The following is an 18,993-nucleotide window of genomic DNA, read 5'->3' on the forward strand; positions in this document are numbered from 1 at the left end:
TCTCACAACATTCTCTTTGAAATCTTCCGTACGATTCGCGAGCTATGATGTTATGGCCGGGATCAAGATAGTCCCAACAGCTGTGGATAATAAGAAAGCACCTGATAGAAGTTATCTGCGAACTGGAAACTGTAAGGAGATTTAATAGGCTTTATCTACAGGGGAGATTCATTACGATATCTACAGTCTTAAGCCGAGTCCCAGGTAGAGTCCAAAAGTTCCCCAGGGAACACTGTTGCCGGTGCTTGTGTTTGCACCGATACCGAAATGGGTATGTACGGTTTCACCGAATTGAAAGCCTATCCCGAAATCTCCTGATATCCCCAAATAGAATTCTTTGTCAGTTCCGGATCGCCGTCCAACAATCGGGGCCACACGAATTATAAAGCCAGGTCTGGTCGCATTCTCGGATAAGCCGATCTTGTCGTAGACAGCGAGAGTCACACCGACTTCATTGTCGTCAAAATCTGTTTTCCCATGACTACATCGATAAGAGAAACCTCCACCGATACCGATCGCACCGGTTCCGCCGGCATTTCGTCTCTCAAAAGCAATGATTGCGGATATTGTGCGATTGTTGTCGTCTTCAATATGTAAATAATCGAGCCAGAGGCGAGTCTTACGATCAGATAGACGATACTTCCTGGTGCTGTCGTTATTATTTGATTTCGTCGTTTTGGTTGAGTAGGCCGTGCTTCTTGTCGAGAATTCATGCCTGTAGGTGTAATATCGTGTCGGATCGGTTCGTCCCGAAAGATACTCCAATGCGATTTCCCTGAGACTGCCGTAAATCAAATCAGGAACGACCTGGATGGCATTTGCCGACTCCTTACTGTTGCGGCCTCTGACTCTCACCGCCTGGCCGGAAGAATCATCGACAATATCTACCGAGTAGGCGATATGGGCCGTATCCATCATGACCGTTGTCGTATTCCAGACGGCGAAACTATCTATATGAACCGTTATTGAATGAGAAATACCAGGGTCTGGCGGTTTAGGTAGAAGTGAATCAAGACATTGGGCAAAGAAATCGGTCAGTGGAATCGTGAGGCAGTAATTGTTCGTACCCATACCGATTGAGCCGATTGCAGCCGGATTGCCGATATTGATCCGGTCGTCCATAACCTCGCTGACCGAGATTCCGGTGCTGTCCGATAGCCTTTGATCGCTAAAACGATCGTACTGAGGAACGTGATATATGGGGCTCCCGGCGCATCCAATCAACTGCAGAAGAAAGATAATGAGCGGGACAGTTATAAAAAGGATTCCATGAAAAACGAATCGAAGATGTGGTATTTGTGTTGTCGTGGGCAAACCGATTTCTGTGCCTCCCAGCGCGTTTTATGTCATGTCTGGAATAAACATGAGCGATAATGAGGTGCTATCAGGACCGGAGCATAGCCTTATTTCATTTATGAGGTACTGTCGAGTGAATCTGCCATGATTTGATCATAGCGCATCAGGAATCGATCGACACACTGTCGGAGGCTGTGGTACATCATGTCCTCCGCTTCATCCGGGGTGACTACTGCCCATTCCTTAAAGCGCATCGAGGATATGGGGATGACCTGCTCGGAGTCGCTAGCTTCTCCGATGACAAAGGTCAGAACAGCGTGGAATTCGACTCTTTTTAATACCGAAGCAAAGCGTTCAGTGACATAGAAGCTGTCAATGTACACGACAACCGGTATAGTCTCAGTGCCGGGGGGGGCGTCACGGTCGGTGAGCATCGCCGTTAGTGATTCGTGAACAAAATCATTTGCCGGGTGATCTAGCTTCACTGTTTTAGGAGTACCGATTAAGCCGGGTGATAATAAACCTATCTCCTGAGCCGGACAATGGCGACGATCAACTACCCGGTCTATAACAAGCCCCGGGCGTTGGAGAATCTGGTTAACCTGCCGTTCGTAATCTGAATTGAACTCGTAGTATTCGTGTTTGGCGCAGGAGACTAATAAACTCCCGATTATTGATAAAACCAGCACAGGTAACAAGTATCGAACGGATAGAGATGAACTCATAATAGGATTCTCCTCGATAGAAGGAATCAGAAGAACTAATTTATAACTACTATAAAATAAGAAAGACGAAACAACAGCGAGAAGTCAAGGATTGAGATAATACGGGGAGGGGAATAAGCGGTTGTGCAGCATTTTGCGTAGTTGTCATCCATGTTTATGCTATGTCAGCTTCAGGATTATATGGGATTATGCCATCAGGTTTTCCTCTAACTACCTGCGAATCATGCCAGATATCTCCGAAGTGAGAAGACCAGCGGAATGATGGCATATTGCTTGCAATATCAGGATTGACAACAAAAACCGTTTTGAGGCAGATAATGAATATGTCAGTTCGTAAAACTATGGAATCGGCCCAGTTGGGTATAGTAACCGGCGCCATGATCTATATCGGTTTTGAGCTGACCGGTTTGGTTCTGGATGTAATTCATCAGTATTTAAGGCCATGATCCAGAGTACCCGTAGCTAGTTCTGATTTACCAATCCCTTTTTACCTTGACAAAATTCAACTTAAGCCGATATTATTAATGTAAGAGTTGCCGATTGAGGGACATATCGACAGAGCCCTCGTCGTGTAAAGCGGCAAGAAGGCAACTTGTTACGCACCATATTTAAAGTTACACTTCGCCCCTCCGGATATCAACCGGAGGGGTTAATTTATCTCTCAATAACATGACATATTGTACCTTGTTAAAAGCAGGGGAATCCGGCCAAATCACACTGAAACCTGATGGTATCAGATATCAGACTTGGGTTCTTAATCTCCCAAACATGCTGTACACCTTCGCTTTTTCTTGACAGTTCGACCTGTCGGGTTTATAATTCGCGGCCGATATAGATAGGAAAATCAAGCCACCGTAGCTCAGCTGGTAGAGCAATTGATTCGTAATCAATAGGTCTGCGGTTCGATTCCGCACGGTGGCTCTTTTTCATACCATTTGGGGCTCGTTATAATTTTCACAAAATAACCTCACAAGTCTTGAATTAATCCGCGTAATTTGCTATCTTATATAGTCATTGATAGTATTCCTACCGGCTTTGGATCGTGCTCGCCAGGTCGGTTTTGATAGCGGTCTCCAGACCGCCTAATAGAAAGGATAATGGTATGAACAAAGTCTGCACGGATAAGTGGCCGCTGGTCGATCACGTGGTCTCCATGGAGACTTCTGTTATACGTGAAATTCTGAAATTCTCATCCCAGCCGGGAGTGATTTCATTTGCCGGAGGTTTGCCGGCGCCGGAACTGTTTCCTTTAGAAGATCTTAAGCAAGCCATGATTGATACCATCGACAAGTATGGAGCTTCGTCGGTTCAGTATTCACTTTCAATGGGTCACCCGCTTCTGCGGGAATTGATTGCCAAGCGTGAAACCATTCGCGGAGTGCAATCCGCCCAGGAGAACATCATCATTACCAGTGGCGGACAGCAGGCGATTGAGCTGCTGGCTCGTGCGTTCGTAGGCCCCGGTGATTATATCATCACCGAAAATCCTACTTACGTCGGCGCTTTGCAGGCCTTTTCGTACTACCAGGCTAAATACGCCCCGGTGAAGATGGACTCCGAAGGCATGTTGATGGATGAACTGGAAGAGAAGATCAAGAAGTATCATCCGAAATTGATTTACACGATTTCAAACTTCCAGAACCCGACCGGTATTACGATGTCGTTGAAACGCCGGCACCAATTGGTGGATATTGCCACCAAGTACAACATCCCGGTCTTCGACGATAATCCATACGGAGATATCCGTTTCACCGGCCAGCCGCAACCGCCGCTCAAATCCATTGGCGGCGATGCCGTGATTGCCATTGGAACTTTCTCCAAAACCATCGCTCCCGGTTTCCGTATCGGCTGGATGAACGGCCCGAAGGATATCATTCCGGTATTCGAGAAAGTCAAGCAGTGTACTGACCTGCATACGAGTACTTTCTCTCAGTTGGTGCTGTTCGAGTACATCAATGCCGGTAAGGCGGAGCCGCATGTGGAGAAGATCAAGGCGGATTATCTGACCAAGCGGGATATTATGATCTCGGCCATGCGAGAGCATTTCCCCGAAGGCTGCACCTGGACCGAGCCGGAAGGCGGTCTTTTCCTGTGGGTGACCGTTCCCAAGCACGTGTCGACCAAGGAATTATTGCCCAAGGCTATCGAGCAGAAGGTGGCTTTTGTATACGGTCAGCCGTTCTTCCCGGACGGGTCCGGTAAGAATACGATGCGTCTCAACTATTCCAATGCCACTCACGAGGGAATCGTGGAAGGCATTAAGCGGTTGGCGAAATTGTTCAAGGACAATATCTAAGTCAACCTGTTCAGACAACGACAAAGCCCGCCTTTTGGCGGGCTTTTTTGTTGTATCTCAGAGCCTTATCGTTTATACACCGGTCATGCAAGTCCATTTTATCAAATACCAGGCTCTTGGTAACGATTTCCTCGTTATCAACCGGTCTGATCTTAGGTTTCCGGCGATGCGCCGGGGTGAATTCGCTCGGGCTATATGTGACCGCAATCGTGGAGTTGGCGCCGACGGTATCCTTTTACTTACGGCCAGTCGCAGAGCCGATATCTCGATTGACCTGTATAACTCCGACGGCAGTCCCGCTGAAAAATCCGGGAACGGATTGCGTTCAGTGGTCTTTCATTTACACCGGAATGATCGGCGTCGAAGGCAGTTCAGTCTGGAAATGGGGGGCGAGGTTCATCAGGCCAGGGTTATTAGCTGTCGCCGGCACGGTGCAATGATCCGCACCGAACTGGGGCAACCCACGTTTGAGGCAAAAGCAGTACCGGTCAAAGTGCGCTCGAGGTACCTTATCAACGCTCCGTTAAAATTAGGCGGGGTATCCATTCCGGTTACCTGCCTGTCGGTGGGGAATCCGCATACGGTGCTACTCGTCGATAACTTCGATTTTGAATGGGAAGAACTCGGCGCAGCTATCGAATTCGATTCACATTTCCCGAATCAAACCAATGTGGAATTTGTTAAGGTGATAAGCCGTTCCTGCATACAAGTAGCCGACTGGGAACGAGGCGCCGGAGCGACCGGTTCTTCCGGTACCGGTGCCGCCGCTTCGGTATGTGCTTGTGTCATGCTGGGAGTAGCCGACCGTAAATGTGAAGTACAATTCGAGAACGGTTCGCTGCATGTCGACTGGAAAAAGACCGGTGACATCATAGAACTGGTTGGGCCGGTGGAAATAGCGACCTCGGGAGAATTTTATTACTGATGCTGAGCTTCACGGAAATCCGTAAGTTAAATCGATCGGGGAATATCATTCCATTGTACACGAGGATTCCGGCTGATCTGGACACGCCGGTCTCGGTCTATATGAGACTGATGGGACGAAACCGTGATGCCTTTTTGCTGGAATCAATCGAGGGCGGCGAGAAGCTGGCCCGATATTCATTTTTGGGATTCGATCCGTTTCTCGTGGTTGAGGGAGAAGGTAACCGCATTCGCCTCAAACAAAAGGGACGCGCTACGACACTGAAGGCAAATCCGCTGGAATTCCTTCGGGAAATGTTCGATGTCTACAAACCGGTGAAGCTGGAAGGTCTCCCGCGTTTTACCGGCGGTGCCGTGGGATATTTCTCGTATGATTGTGTACGACAGGTAGAGCATATCCCGAACGATAATCCCGACACGATCGGCCTTCCGCAACTGCGGTTCGGTTTTTTTCGCGAAGTTATCGTGTTCGATCATCTCAAGCAGGAAATAGTTATAATCGCCAATATCCTGCACGATCGCGGTCAGTCCGGCCTGAAAGAAAAATACGACAACGCCGTCAAAGTGCTGGAGGATACGGTCGCTCGGCTCGGCCTCAACCGTCGAACAAAGCGACTCAGTAAAATTGAGAATAGCAAGCCACTGGCGCTCTACAGCCGCGAAGAGTTCGAGAAGATGGTGCGACGAGTTAAGATATTCATCAAAGAGGGAGATGTCTATCAAGTCGTCCTATCGCAGCGCTGGCAGGTTGACAGTAATGATTCCAGTCTGGCGGTTTATCGGCGCCTGCGTCGCCTGAATCCTTCTTCATATATGTTCCTATTGAATTTCGGCAACCATGCGGTTATCGGTTCCTCTCCCGAAATGCTGGTCAGAATAGAGAAGGGAACGATCGAGACAAGATCGATAGCCGGGACTCGACCTCGGGGAAAAAACGAAAAAGAGGATTTGAGTATAATTCGCGAGTTGTGTGCCGACCTCAATGTATTGGCCGATCATTCTTTGTTGCTGGATTCGGCGCGAAACGATATTGGACGGGTGAGTCAGCCGGGAACAGTTGAAGTAATCCAGAAAATGGCGGTCGAAAAATATTCGAATGAATTTCATCTGATGAGCGCAGTAGGCGGCAGACTTCGCCGTAATACCGGTGCTCTCGATGGACATTTTGCCTGTTTCCCGGCCGGAACGGTTTCGGGAGTTCCGAAAATTCGGGCGATGGAGATTATCGATAATCTGGAAAAGGAACGACGCAGCGTTTATGCCGGCTCCATAGCATATCTTGACTTCTCGGGCAACATGGATTCCTGTGCCTTGATCGAAACCATTGTCAAGAAGGGAAAGAGGTTCTACGCTCAAGCCGGAGCAGCTATCGGATTCGATTCCAAACCGAATCGTGAGTACCGTGACACCGAAGCTAAAGCGGCAATTCTTATAGAAGCAATAACAGGGGGCAACGACCGGTGATATTGCTTCTGGATAACTACGATTCATTTACCTGGAACCTGGTGCAATATCTGTCTGAATTAGGAGCCGAGGTCGTAGTGTTCCGTAATGATGAGATCACCGTCGAGGAGATACGTAAACGCAACCCACAGGGATTGGTTCTTTCTTCCGGGCCGGGCCGACCCGAGAATGCCGGTATCGTGAATCAGGTCGTGGCCGAGTTGTCCGGACAGGTTCCCGTGCTTGGAGTTGGTCTCGGTCACCAGGCCATCGCACAGGTATTTGGCGGCGTGATCACTTATGCCCCCAGTCTCATGCACGGCAAGACCTCACAAATATTCCATAATCACACTACTTTGTTTACCGATATCCCCTCGCCTTTCGTTGCTACCCGGTGTCACTCATTAATTGTCGATGTCGATTCACTACCTGAGGAATTCAGACTAACCGCCTGGACCGACGACGGTATCGTAATGGCGATTGAGCATGTTGAGCGACCGATCTACGGTGTTCAGTTTCATCCGGAATCGATCATGACTCCAAGTGGAAAGCAGATCCTCAGGAATTATCTGGAAACAATCGGTTGATTCCGGGATTTTCTATGTTATTTATTGATACTCCAGCCGGTTCTATGCCGGAGTGTTTGTTTAATTAACTTCCGGGACAATGAAAGCGGCCAGTCGACTGGATTGATAGTAAAGAGAAGATCGATGTCTCTGTCCTCTCCGGGGAATTCTTCCATCCCACCGTCACATGGTTTCATTGACCGCATCAGGTGGGGAATAGTCGATTACCGCGACCACGTTCGCCTTTTCAGTCGCAATGCGCGGTTGTACTTGGTCGGTTCATTTCTGATGGGGATTAATTTCCAGGTATTCCTGGTGCTGTTGAATCTGTATTTGCGTGAGATCGGTTTTTTAGAAGGGGATATCGGTGAGATCGGTTCTGCCCGAGCAATCGGTATGACCGCGATGGCTTTGCCGGCAGCCATGATGCTGGCGCGAATCCGATTGAAACCGTTCTTGATCAGTGCCTCGGTGCTATTTGCGTTCTTCTCGTATTTTATCGTGAACTTGGATTCATTCACGATGCTCTTTTTGTTCTCGCTTTTGTCCGGAACGGCGTTTTCGATTTACCAAATTGCTGCCGGACCGTTCTATATGCGTAATTCGAGCAAGACTGAGCGAACCCACCTGTTTTCATTCTCGTTCGCTACTAATATGCTGGCCGGCATGGCCGGGGCTCTGTTTTGTGGTCGTCTCGCCGAGGTGATCGGCCAATCTTCAGGAAGTATCATAATCGGCTATCGTTACACTCTGCTGGTGGGGATAGGCATATCACTGCTGGCTCTCATACCGTTCGCGATGATTAAATCGACTAATCCGTCGAAAGAAGAGAATCGGATCAAATTGTCAAAGAAGGAATTCCTGGCCCGATCCGGTTTCTATGGAAAAGTGTTTTTCAGTAATTTCCTGGTGGGAACCGGGGCTGGTTTGATAATACCTTTCCTGAACTTATATTTCCGTGATCGGTTTAATCTTTCACCGGAGACCATAGGCGCGTACTATTCCCTGGTACAGTTCTCCATGCTGGCCGGGTCGCTGGCCGGACCGGTGTTGGCCAAAAGATTGGGGCTTGTCAGAACGGTGGTGTTGACCCAGATGCTCTCGATTCCCTTTATGTTGACGCTTTCTTACAGCTATTTTCTGCCGTTGGCGGTAGTGGCATTCGTCCTTCGCGGTGGATTGATGAATTTAGGGGTTCCAATCGTGACCAATGTCTGTATGGAGTTATCCGATCAACGTGAGCATGGTCTGGTTGGAGCGCTCCTGATGTTGGGCTGGAATTCAGCCTGGATGGTCAGCACCTGGATAGGTGGACATTTGATCGAGGACTATGGCTACACATTCGCTATGAATATCACGATCGTCGTGTATATTCTGGCCTCATTGACGTTCTACTGGTTTTTCAAAGGAGCTGAGCAGCGCGATGGGACCTCATCGAAATGGGTGGTGGTACGCGAGAAATAGAGACAAGAGATTGCAGGAAATGTAATCAGCTAGATTATGACAAATAAGAAAACATCACTGAATGAGAAAATGCGTCCCGATAAACAGGGTCAGTACGGGGCTTACGGTGGTCGCTATGTCTCCGAGAGCATGCTGCCGGTCCTGGACGAGTTGGAAAAATGTTACGAGACGGCAGCCGCCAGTAAGGCCTTTACGGATGAACTAAATGAATTCCTGCGCGATTTTGTCGGGCGTCCTTCGCCGCTATATTACGCCGAACGCCTGACCCGGGAAGTGGCTGGACCTGATATCTATCTGAAACGAGAGGATTTGAACCATACCGGCTCACACCACATCAACAGCTCCCTCGGACAAGTTCTCCTGGCGCGAAAGATGGGCAAAAGCCGGATAATAGCGGCAACCGGAGCCGGACAGCATGGTTTGGCCACCGCTACGGTTTGTGCTCGTTTCGGGCTCTCTTGCGTAATTTATATGGGGGCCAGGGATATCGAGCGGCAGTCCCTGAACGTTGAGAAAATGCTGCTGATAGGGGCGAAAGTCATCCCCGTCGAAACCGGTTCTAAAACATTGATAGATGCCGCCAGTGAGGCGTTCCGGGACTGGGAGCGTAATTCATCAAGCACTTTTTATGTTATCGGATCGGTGCTCGGTCCACATCCTTACCCACGAATAGTGAGGAATTTCCAGACGGTTATCGGTCGCGAGACCCGCGAACAATGCAAACACCAATTAGGACGACTCCCGCATGCCGTGGTCGCCTGTGTCGGAGGAGGCTCGAATGCCCTTGGGATATTTGAGGCTTTCCTCGATGACCGCAAGGTCGAGTTGATCGGGGTAGAGGCCGGCGGGTACGGTCTAAGATCGAACCGGCATGCGGCTACCCTCGCGAGAAGAAGGCGAGGGGTGTTGCATGGATCGTACAGCTATTTAATCTGTAACGCCGACGGCAAAGCCGCAACAACTCACTCGGTGTCGGCCGGTCTCGATTATCCCGGAGTAGGGCCGGAACATGCCATGCTCAAGGACATCGGCCGGGTCAAATATGGATATGTCACCGATAAGGAAGCGGTGCGGGCTTTCAAGCAAACCTCACGGCTCGAAGGCATTATCCCGGCTCTGGAGTCATCACACGCACTGGCCTGGGTGATGAAACACCATCGTCGCTATGACCGCAAACAAAACGTCGTTATTTGCCTGTCCGGGCGCGGTGACAAGGATATGGAGATTATCGCCGACTGGGGAGGTCTGGCCAAGTAAACCGGAGCGGGTAAGTATAAACTTGGTCTTTGACATCCGTCGTATGAGCCGCTATCTTGGCCGCTTTATGGAAGACAGTTTCAATTTGACCGTGTATGAGGTCAAATGTAAGTAGTGGGCAATGAACAAAGATAATTATAGAGAAGAATTTGCCGAATTGGCGGCGAGGGCTTTTCGGGAACTATACCCGGAAGCATACCGTGAAACCGGCGACGAACAGGTATTCTCGGTCGACTTCATCTACGATAACATCGAAAAGCCCAAAGATCCCACAATGGGCCGGTTTGCTTTTCCGGTATTTCGTTACGGCAAGTTGTTAGGTGCTAAACCGCCCGATATTGCAGCGAATGTTGCCGTTAAAGTCAATGAATATACAGTTGTGGATGACTCATGGTCGATTTCATGCGCCAACGTGGCCGGATTTATCAATATCGCGGTAAGTTTTAAGAAACTGGCCAATGATGTAATCACGAACATTCTCACTTCCGGAAACGATTACGGCAGTTCCGACCTTGGCCGGGGCAAGAAATATCTGGTCGAATACTGTTCGGCCAACATAGCCAAGCCGTTTGGAATCGGCCATCTGCGCTCGACTATCCTGGGTAATTCACTTCGTTTGATCAACCAAAAGCTCGGATACGAAACGGTTGGGATCAACTACCTCGGTGACTGGGGTACGCAGTTCGGGAAGATGATTGTAGCCTTCCGCAAATGGGGCGGCGAGGTAGTCTTCAGCGGCGGCAGCGACACCAAAGCCGATGTTAAAAAACTCTTCGAGTTGTATGTTCGCTTTCATAAGGAAGCCGAGAATAATCCATCACTCGATGAAGAGGGTCGCGCTGCTTTCAAACAGCTTGAATCGGGTGATCCCGAGGCCCGCGAGCTTTGGAATCAGTTCAAGGCAATATCACTGGCGGAGTTCAGCCGTATCTTCGAACTGCTCGGGGTGGAGTTCGATGTCATAACCGGTGAAGCGGATTACAACGACAAAATGGATGCGGTGATCGAACGTTTCGAAAAAGCCGGTCTGACTCAGATCTCGGACGGTGCGGAGATTGTCGACCTGAAGGACGAGCAGCTACCGCCACTTTTACTGCGTCGTTCGGACGGCGCCACCTTGTACGCTACCCGCGATCTGGCAGCGCTTATCGATCGCTGGCAGGAATACCATTTCCATGAACTGCTTTACGTGGTTGCCTCAGCGCAGTCGGACCATTTCAAGCAGTTGTTCAAAGCCATGGCGCTGCTTGAAGAGGCCGAAGGCAAGGCCGAAAACGATCGCTTGACCGGTCGTGCACAGCATATCGGTTTCGGCTGGGTAATGTTCAAGGATCGCACCATGTCGACCCGTCGCGGGGAGATCATTTTTCTTGAGGAAGTAATCGACAAGGCCCGCGATCTGGCGCGCGAAATGATACGCGAGAAAAATCCGGGGCTGGATAATATCGACGAGACGGCAACGATGATCGGAGTTGGGGCGGTGCTATTTTCACAGTTGTCGGTTCGTAAGAACAAAGATGTCAATTTCGATTGGGCCGAAGTCCTTTCGTTCGAGGGGGAAACCGGCCCGTATTTGCAATATACCCACGCCCGTTTGTGCTCATTGATGAGGAATTATGACGGACCAATCGAGACGAACGGAATCGACGTCGGTTTGCTTAAAGGTGAGGAAGAGCAACGCCTGATCGAGTTGCTGGCCGATTTCCCGCAGGCGGTGGTAGATGCCGCTCGCAGTTATGATCCGTATATCATCTCAGCGTTTTTACTCCGGCTGGCTGCGGCGTTTAATAAATTCTATCAACGCAAGGATGAAAACGGTCGCGTTGATAAGATAATTTCAGATAACCGAGCCCTGACACTGGCTCGCATCGGTTTGGTTAAATGTACCCAGACCGTTATTTCCGAAGGATTACATTTGTTGGGGATAAAAGCGCCACAGGCAATGTAGCGGTTGAACCCGGCATAAAACCTGATAAACAACGGGTTAAAGGTTTCATAGATGTTAATAGTCATGCGCCAGGGAGCTACCATGGAACAGGTAGCTGTCTGCTGTCGAGAGATCGAGCAGATGGGACTCCGGGCTAATCCGATACCTGGGACTACTCGCACGGTTATCGGTGTCACCGGTAATAAAACACAGGTGAGTCCCGATCGTATTCTCACCCTCGATGGGGTAAAAGAAGTTATCCATGTGACCAAGCCCTACAAGCTGGTCAGCCGGGAATTCACTCCCGAAGATACGATAGTGGATGTAGACGGAGTAAAAATCGGAGGACAAGCGCTGGTAACAATAGCCGGTCCCTGTGCTGTCGAAAGCCGAGACCAGTGCATGCGCATCGCCGAGCGAGTGGCGGCATCGGGGGCGCAGATATTTCGTGGCGGTGCCTATAAACCACGCACTTCACCCTACAGTTTTCAGGGATTGGCCGAGGAAGGCCTTAAGATATTGGCCGAGGTCCGCGAACAGTTCGGGCTTAAAATCGTCACCGAGGCGATGGACACCGAGGTCTTACCTATGGTGGCTGAGTACACCGATATGGTTCAGATCGGGATGCGGAATATGCATAATTTCTCGTTGCTGAAAAAAGCTGGACGCCAGCCCAAGCCGGTACTGCTGAAACGAGGCATGTGCGCCACGCTCGAAGAGTTTCTATTGGCGGCCGAATACATCTTATCCGAGGGAAACAAAGCGGTAGTTCTTTGTGAGCGCGGCGTGCGTACGTTCGCGCACCACACCCGCAATACACTGGATCTCTCGGCCGTACCTTATATCAAGAGAACCAGTCATCTGCCGATTATCGTTGATCCCAGCCACGGCACCGGGCGACGAGAGAAAGTACTGCCGCTCTCACGGGCGGCCATCGCCTGCGGCGCCGACGGTCTTTTAATAGAGGTCCACCACGATCCGGTGCATGCCTTGTCGGATGGCCCCCAGTCGATTACTCCGGACACGTTCGATGAACTGGTCAAACAAGCCAAGGCAATAGGAGCGGTGTTGAACCGGACGTGACTTCCATGAAGCGTGAGATCAAACCAATTCGGGGATGCGAAGCGACTCTCATGGTCCCGGGGGATAAATCAATCGCGCACCGCGCAGCTCTATTGTCTTTGTTATCCAGGGGACCGCTGACTGTGGTTAACTTCCCGGACAGTGAAGATTGCGCCCGTTCATTGTCAGCTGCGGAACGGTTTGGAACCGGAGTTGAGCGTGTTGAGGACCGATTGGTGTTGACTCCCCCGGCAACGATTACCGCCGAGCCGGAAATGAACGTTGACTGCGGCAATTCCGGTACAACCGCTCGTTTGCTATCCGGAATCATAGCCGGAAGCAAGTTAGAAGCGACATTGTGCGGCGATAGTTCATTGAGCCGTCGTCCGATGAAACGAATAATCGATCCCTTGAGTGAAATGGGTGCGGAGCTTTTCGCGGATGAGGGACATCTTCCCATGCGCATTCGCGGCGGCAAACTCATGCCTTTGGAGTACACTTTGCCGGTGGCTTCAGCACAAGTGAAATCGGCGTTGCTGCTGGCCGGTCTGGCCTCGAATTGCTCCGTAACTGTGCGGGAGAAAACGCTTACGCGAGATCACACCGAGCGAATGATTGAAGCGCTTGGGCAGAATATCACAATTCGCGATATCAAACCTGTTTATGAAACCGATCCGGTGGATCCCCGTAAGCGGCGTCAGGTAATGCCCGAGGATTTTAAGCGAGAAATCAGTATCAGTCCGCAGACACAGGTTGACGGAGGAGAAATATCCATCCCCGGTGATATCTCTACGGCGTCTTACTTCTGGGCGGCGGCAGCGATCAGCGGTGGTACTGTGACGGTTAAAAATGTCGGTCTGAATCCAACACGAACCGGATTTATAGACCATCTTCGAGCCGTTGGCTGTAAAGTAGAGATAACGGACAGAGAAACTTTATCCGGAGAACCCAGGGGAACAGTGACGGTTATCGGTCAACGGCTTCGTGCGCGGAAGATCGCGGGAGAGACGACGGTTAACCTGATTGACGAGATTCCTGTCATAGCCGTGATGGCCGCTTTTGCCGACGGCACTACGGTTATCCGCGACGCCGACGAGTTGAAAGTTAAAGAATCGAACCGGTTGCAGGCAATCGAACACAATCTGCGACTAATGGGTATCAAATGCGGAACCCTGGCCGACGGCCTGGCTATCGAAGGCGGAACGGAGATGTCCGGGGCTGATTTTATGTCGTTCGGAGACCATCGCATCAGCATGGCCTTTTCCGTGGGAGCGCTCTTTTTGACCGGGCCTTCCACAATCGATGATGATTCCGTGGTGGCGGCATCCTGCCCCACATTCTATGATCTGTTAAAACAGCTTTCTCAGTAATGAATAAGCTCAAGTTTGGCCTTCTCGGCCACAATATCGGCTATTCCAAGTCGGTTGATATTTTCATGGCGATTTTCGATCACCTTGGATTGCAGGGCAGCTTTGTCAATTTCGATTATCTCCCTGATAATTTTGAAACGGAATTCACACGATTTAGGGAAAACGAAGAAGTCGCCGGTCTTTCGGTGACGATTCCCTTCAAAAGGCGTGTTATCTCTCTGCTGGATGAACTACACCCGGTAGCCCGAGCTTTGGATGCAGTCAATTCGATCGCTTTCCAAAACGGCAAGATGATCGGTTTTAATACTGATCGCGACGGTTTCGGCTGGCCGCTTCAGAAATATACCTCGCGGTTAAAGCACAGTCATGCCGCCGTGCTGGGGTGCGGTGGAAGCGCCAAAGCGGCAATATACGCTTTACATACCGATTACGAAGTGGACCGGATTACTGTATTTGGCCGGTCTCGGGAAAAGTTGTCTGTTTTTAAGGAATCGCTGAACCGAGCTATTGAACCGTTACAGCTTCACACCGAACCGATTCATACTCTGGGGCAAACCAACCCAAAGGGATTCTCAATTGTTGTCAACTGCACACCCTTGGGGGGAGCCAATCATCCTGATAAAAGCCCGCTGCCGTCTGATTTTGTTTGGCCCTCAGGCAAGATATACTACGATTTGAATTACAATAAGAACAACCAATTAGTACGGCAGGCAGTAGAGCATGGATTGACGGTTCTTGACGGTTCAGCCATGCTGACGGCTCAGGCGCTTAAGTCGTTTGAAATCTGGACCGGGCAAACCGTTCCATTCGAACCAATTCATCAAGCTGTCTTCAATGAGTGATGGGCAATAGTAACATCATATTCCTGGTTGGATTCTCCGGGTCGGGGAAATCAACGATAGGGCCGGTACTGGCTAAAAGGCGTCGTGCGCGTTTTATTGATATAGATGAAATCATAGAAAGCTCACGCGGGATATCGATTGCTGATATTTTTCGACTGGAAGGGGAACACGCGTTCAGGATATTAGAGAAAAACACTTTGAGGGATGTTGTGACAAAGGCTGAAAATGCCACAGTAATAGCTCTCGGCGGCGGAGCAGTACTGAACCGCGAAAACCGGCAACTTATGAGAGCGTCGGGAATCGTTGTTTATTTATCCTGTTCCATCAGGGAGATATGCCGACGTTTGTCCAGAAATGTTGACCGCCCTCTGTTGAATGTGCCGCCCCGAAAGAGAGAAAGTCTATTAAAAGCACGCCTTCGCCGAATAACTGAATTACTGGAGAAACGACGCCGATATTATCAGGAATGCGATATTCGTGTTTCCACCACCAACAAGACTATTACTGGTGTCGTTAATGAGATTGAAAGGTTGATTAAACGGTTTGACGAGTGTCATTGAAGTTCGGACCAGACAGCGAAACTACCCTGTCGTAGTCGGTTTTCAAGTTCTCGATCAATTACAGGGCTTGTTGGAGAACCGACTAAAGGGTAGTAACCTTTTTGTTATCTATGACGCCCAGGTGTTTGCATTGTACGGCCAGGTGATCCGGCGATACCTGAAAAAAGCCGGATTGCGTCAGTCGGAAATATGTCTGTCGCCGGGAGAAAAGACAAAATCCCGGACTCAATTGGATCGGCTGTATGCCTGGCTTTTGGATGAAAAGGTCACGCGTAACGACATGATCATCGCCGTTGGCGGCGGAGTCATTAGCGACCTGTCCGGATTTGTCGCGGCGACAATTCTTCGCGGTGTCTCATGGGGAGTTATCTCGACCAGTTTATTGGGGCAGGTGGATGCCGCTATTGGCGGTAAAACCGGCATTAATCAAAAAGCGGGAAAAAATCTGATCGGGTCATTCTGGCAACCGAATTTCGTGTTATGCGATCTATGCTTTCTTAACACTCTTCCGCAAAGGCAGATGGTTAACGGGTTTGGTGAGGTAGCCAGGTACGCCGGTTTGAGCGGTAACGGCATGATACGCCAACTAGACCGATTCCTCGATGCGGGAGATTTGTACGATATGGACATGCTGAATAAGCTTGTAGTTCAGTCGGTTCGATACAAGGCTCGCATAGTATCCTCGGACGAACGAGAAGCGGGCCGGAGAATGCTGCTTAACCTGGGGCATACTTTTGCGCATGGTATCGAAGGCTCTCTCGGTTATCGCCGTCTGTATCACGGTGAAGCGGTTGTCTTGGGATTGTTGGGAGCGATAGAGTTATCCATTCGGCATCTTGGGGCGAAACGTGATGACCTGTGGCCGCTTACATCACTTTTATACAAGTTGGCCCTGCCCATCCCAAGGGTGGTCCTTGACCCGGCCCAAATTATCAATTATATGAAGCTGGATAAAAAGCGCTCGGTTTCAGACCTCCGGTTCGTTTTATTGGAAGCGCCGGGGAAACCGATAATAGTGCAAGGAATCGCACCCGGTGAAGTGCGGGCGTCTGTTACCGCAATGGTGCGATATATCACCGACCAAGGAGGCAAGGATGCGTAGAATTCTGGTCGTCAACGGCCCCAATCTGAATCTTTTGGGCAAGCGCGAACCGGAAATATACGGCCGCAGCACACTGGATGAACTCAACGGCAAACTCAACGACATGGCTAAGGAGCTTAAAATAGAGTTGAAGTTTTTCCAGTCGAATCACGAAGGGGAGATTATTGATTTCCTTCACAAGGAAGCTCCCGATGCGCATGGCTTGATTATCAATCCGGGAGCGCTTACCCATTACAGTTATGCGCTCCGTGATGCCATTTCGGCGGTTTCGATCGAGGCCGTAGAAGTACATATGTCCAATATCTATGCCCGCGAGGAATTCCGACATAAATCGGTATTGGCCCCGATCTGTCAGGGGCACCTGACCGGTTTCGGTTTCTACGGATATGCTATGGCTCTGTCGTATTTTGCCGATACTACTCATGAGAAATAAGATGCGTTGGTTGTTTATCATATCACTGTTGCCGGTCCTGATGCTGGGGGCGATCTCATGCCAACAGACCCAGGTTACGCTAGAGGATGTTCGGTTAACCCTTGACAGTCTCGAACAGAAGTTCGTATGGCTGGATTTCCGTATAATGCAGGAATACTGGGATTTATACACGACCGGCCAATCCGATTCGCTGGATTATTACCGTGACCTTTACGCCGGTGTCGTTGCCGATGATGAGGCGTTCCAGATTCTGAAAGAAGGAGAACGGCTGATTGACGATGATGTGGACCATCGGCGCTGGGAAATAATCTTTGCCAATTTCCTCATCGGCCGGGCAGAGGATAATCCCTCGGTGTCGGCGCTCAGGGATTCATTGTCGCGCATCGATATCCATTTCCGTCCCGAATTCGAGGGCGAAGAAAGCTCCGCCGACGAACTACGCCGGATCGCTCGTCATGACCGCAGTCGTGACCGCAGGGAAGCGGCATACCGGGCATCGGTATCACTTGGTGAGGAAATGGCCGACGGCCTGGAGCGGTTGATCAGGATGCGTAACCAATACGCCCGCAAGCTGGGTTACAACAACTTCCTGGCAATGAATTTCTCTCGCTCTGAGATTGATCTCCACGACCATCTGGCACTGCTGGAACGGCTTGATCAAGCCACAAGTGACCGGTATAAAGCGATTCTGACCGATGCCGAAAAGACGCTGGGATATTCCGATATCGACGTTTGGGACCTGGGATACGCCACCGCCGATGTCACATCAAAAATCGACGCCTATTTCCCGGTTGATTCCCAGATGGTGTTCGTATACAGGTCGCTCGATTCAATTGGTTTCAACATCGACAAGCTGCCGATTTTCATCGATCTGGAGAGCCGTGAAGGCCGTTCGCAATTTGCCTATGCGTTCCCGATCAAACCCCCATACGATATCCGTGTGATGGCCAATCTGTACGATGGAATCGGATCTATCACCGTCATACTGCATGAACTCGGCCACGCTCTTCATTCGGCCTATGTCGCCCAGGATAGAGAGCTGTTCAATGTGCATCTGGATGGCTCCTGGACGGAAGGGATGGCTCAGATTATCGCTTCTCTGACCGAAAATCGCCGCTGGCTGATTGAGGTGGCGCATGTTCCCGCCGGTCTGGCCGATGAGTATTTGCAACTAACCAAGGACAAAGAAGTAATTTATCAGCGTCAGAATCTGACCTGGCTGATGTTCGAATATGAAGCTTATAACAGTCCGGGGCAGGATCTGAATAAATTGTACTGGGACCTATACGAACGCTATGTAATGCTTCCCCGTCATGATGATATTTACCCCTGGGCAGCCACGATCCATTTCACCACGCATCCGGTTTATGTCCAAAATTATCTATATGCCGACATCGTTTGCGCTCAGACCCTGGCCTATTTCGAAAAGAACGACATGAATCTGGCGGGTGATCCTTCAACCCGATCCTTCCTGATTCAGAATTACATGCGTTTTGGCAGTCGCTATCCCTGGCTGGAATTGCTTGAACGAGGAACCGGGGAACCGATGAATCCGGCCTATTTCATAGCTCGAATGGGTATAGAATAACTCTTCATATAAGCGGATAAATCACGGCCACCGGTACTACTGCGGTGGCCGTTTTTGTGATGTCCCCAATCAGCGCTTGACCTATCTTATAGCGCCGTGTAGCTTTGACCCCGGCAAATTTCCTGCTGTTATGAACCA

The 18,993-nt window shown here is 50.1% G+C and carries 17 protein-coding genes and 1 tRNA gene; 16 read left to right on the forward strand and 2 right to left on the reverse strand.

The genetic code is table 11. The annotated features are described in order from the left end of the window. Positions 1-180: 180 nt before the first annotated feature. Both PLF13_05630 and PLF13_05635 read right to left on the reverse strand, forming a co-directional pair. The gene (locus PLF13_05630; GenBank protein ID HOP06757.1) at positions 181-1,122 is read right to left on the reverse strand and encodes a hypothetical protein; all 942 of its coding nucleotides are present in this window, start codon (positions 1,120-1,122) and stop codon (positions 181-183) included. 290 nt (positions 1,123-1,412) lie between these two features. Further along, positions 1,413-2,021 (reverse strand): hypothetical protein, encoded by a 609-nt coding sequence (locus PLF13_05635; protein HOP06758.1) that lies wholly within the window; start codon positions 2,019-2,021, stop codon positions 1,413-1,415. 323 nt (positions 2,022-2,344) lie between these two features. On the opposite strand from PLF13_05635, the gene PLF13_05640 reads away from it, so the two are divergent. The 16 genes from PLF13_05640 to PLF13_05715 all read left to right on the forward strand — a co-directional run bounded on the left by PLF13_05640 (position 2,345) and on the right by PLF13_05715 (position 18,855). Next, the gene (locus PLF13_05640; GenBank protein ID HOP06759.1) at positions 2,345-2,467 is read left to right on the forward strand and encodes a hypothetical protein; all 123 of its coding nucleotides are present in this window, start codon (positions 2,345-2,347) and stop codon (positions 2,465-2,467) included. 402 nt (positions 2,468-2,869) lie between these two features. Further along, positions 2,870-2,942 (forward strand) — tRNA-Thr (locus PLF13_05645). Positions 2,943-3,123: 181 nt separating this feature from the next. Then, positions 3,124-4,317: a PLP-dependent aminotransferase family protein gene (locus PLF13_05650; protein ID HOP06760.1), complete on the forward strand. Its 1,194-nt coding sequence runs from the start codon at positions 3,124-3,126 to the stop codon at positions 4,315-4,317. 85 nt (positions 4,318-4,402) lie between these two features. Next, positions 4,403-5,242, forward strand: a complete 840-nt coding sequence (gene dapF / locus PLF13_05655) for a diaminopimelate epimerase (GenBank protein HOP06761.1) — start codon at positions 4,403-4,405, stop codon at positions 5,240-5,242. Beyond that, positions 5,242-6,705 carry a chorismate-binding protein gene (locus tag PLF13_05660; protein HOP06762.1) on the forward strand — a complete coding sequence of 488 codons (1,464 nt, stop codon included), beginning with the start codon at positions 5,242-5,244 and terminating at the stop codon, positions 6,703-6,705. Before dapF ends, PLF13_05660 begins: the two co-directional genes overlap by 1 nt. Beyond that, positions 6,702-7,271, forward strand: coding sequence for an aminodeoxychorismate/anthranilate synthase component II (locus tag PLF13_05665; GenBank protein HOP06763.1), 570 nt, complete (start codon positions 6,702-6,704; stop codon positions 7,269-7,271). The genes PLF13_05660 and PLF13_05665 overlap by 4 nt, the downstream gene beginning before the upstream one ends. A 123-nt stretch (positions 7,272-7,394) precedes the next feature. Further along, positions 7,395-8,714, forward strand: coding sequence for an MFS transporter (locus PLF13_05670; protein ID HOP06764.1), 1,320 nt, complete (start codon positions 7,395-7,397; stop codon positions 8,712-8,714). A 36-nt stretch (positions 8,715-8,750) separates the two neighbouring features. Continuing rightward, positions 8,751-9,971, forward strand: coding sequence for a tryptophan synthase subunit beta (trpB, locus tag PLF13_05675; GenBank protein ID HOP06765.1), 1,221 nt, complete (start codon positions 8,751-8,753; stop codon positions 9,969-9,971). 121 nt (positions 9,972-10,092) lie between these two features. Then, on the forward strand, positions 10,093-11,919 hold the full coding sequence (gene argS, locus PLF13_05680; protein HOP06766.1) for an arginine--tRNA ligase: 1,827 nt from the start codon (positions 10,093-10,095) through the stop codon (positions 11,917-11,919). Between the two features lie 51 nt (positions 11,920-11,970). Then, on the forward strand, positions 11,971-12,981 hold the full coding sequence (aroF, locus tag PLF13_05685) for a 3-deoxy-7-phosphoheptulonate synthase (protein HOP06767.1): 1,011 nt from the start codon (positions 11,971-11,973) through the stop codon (positions 12,979-12,981). 5 nt (positions 12,982-12,986) lie between these two features. Further along, positions 12,987-14,330, forward strand: coding sequence for a 3-phosphoshikimate 1-carboxyvinyltransferase (gene aroA / locus PLF13_05690; GenBank protein HOP06768.1), 1,344 nt, complete (start codon positions 12,987-12,989; stop codon positions 14,328-14,330). Then, positions 14,330-15,172 (forward strand): shikimate dehydrogenase, encoded by an 843-nt coding sequence (locus tag PLF13_05695; GenBank protein ID HOP06769.1) that lies wholly within the window; start codon positions 14,330-14,332, stop codon positions 15,170-15,172. Before aroA ends, PLF13_05695 begins: the two co-directional genes overlap by 1 nt. Then, complete coding sequence (locus PLF13_05700; protein ID HOP06770.1) at positions 15,172-15,732, forward strand: shikimate kinase; 561 nt, start codon at positions 15,172-15,174, stop codon at positions 15,730-15,732. Before PLF13_05695 ends, PLF13_05700 begins: the two co-directional genes overlap by 1 nt. Then, positions 15,716-16,834 carry a 3-dehydroquinate synthase gene (gene aroB, locus PLF13_05705; protein HOP06771.1) on the forward strand — a complete coding sequence of 373 codons (1,119 nt, stop codon included), beginning with the start codon at positions 15,716-15,718 and terminating at the stop codon, positions 16,832-16,834. Before PLF13_05700 ends, aroB begins: the two co-directional genes overlap by 17 nt. Beyond that, entirely contained in the window at positions 16,827-17,267 is a 441-nt protein-coding gene (aroQ, locus tag PLF13_05710) for a type II 3-dehydroquinate dehydratase (GenBank protein HOP06772.1), read from the forward strand. Before aroB ends, aroQ begins: the two co-directional genes overlap by 8 nt. Position 17,268: 1 nt before the next feature. Further along, positions 17,269-18,855, forward strand: coding sequence for a M3 family metallopeptidase (locus tag PLF13_05715; protein HOP06773.1), 1,587 nt, complete (start codon positions 17,269-17,271; stop codon positions 18,853-18,855). Positions 18,856-18,993 lie beyond the last annotated feature (138 nt).

The sequence above is a fragment of the Candidatus Zixiibacteriota bacterium genome, from assembly GCA_035380245.1.
In the GTDB taxonomy this organism is placed as follows: Bacteria; Zixibacteria; MSB-5A5; order GN15; family FEB-12; genus DAOSXA01.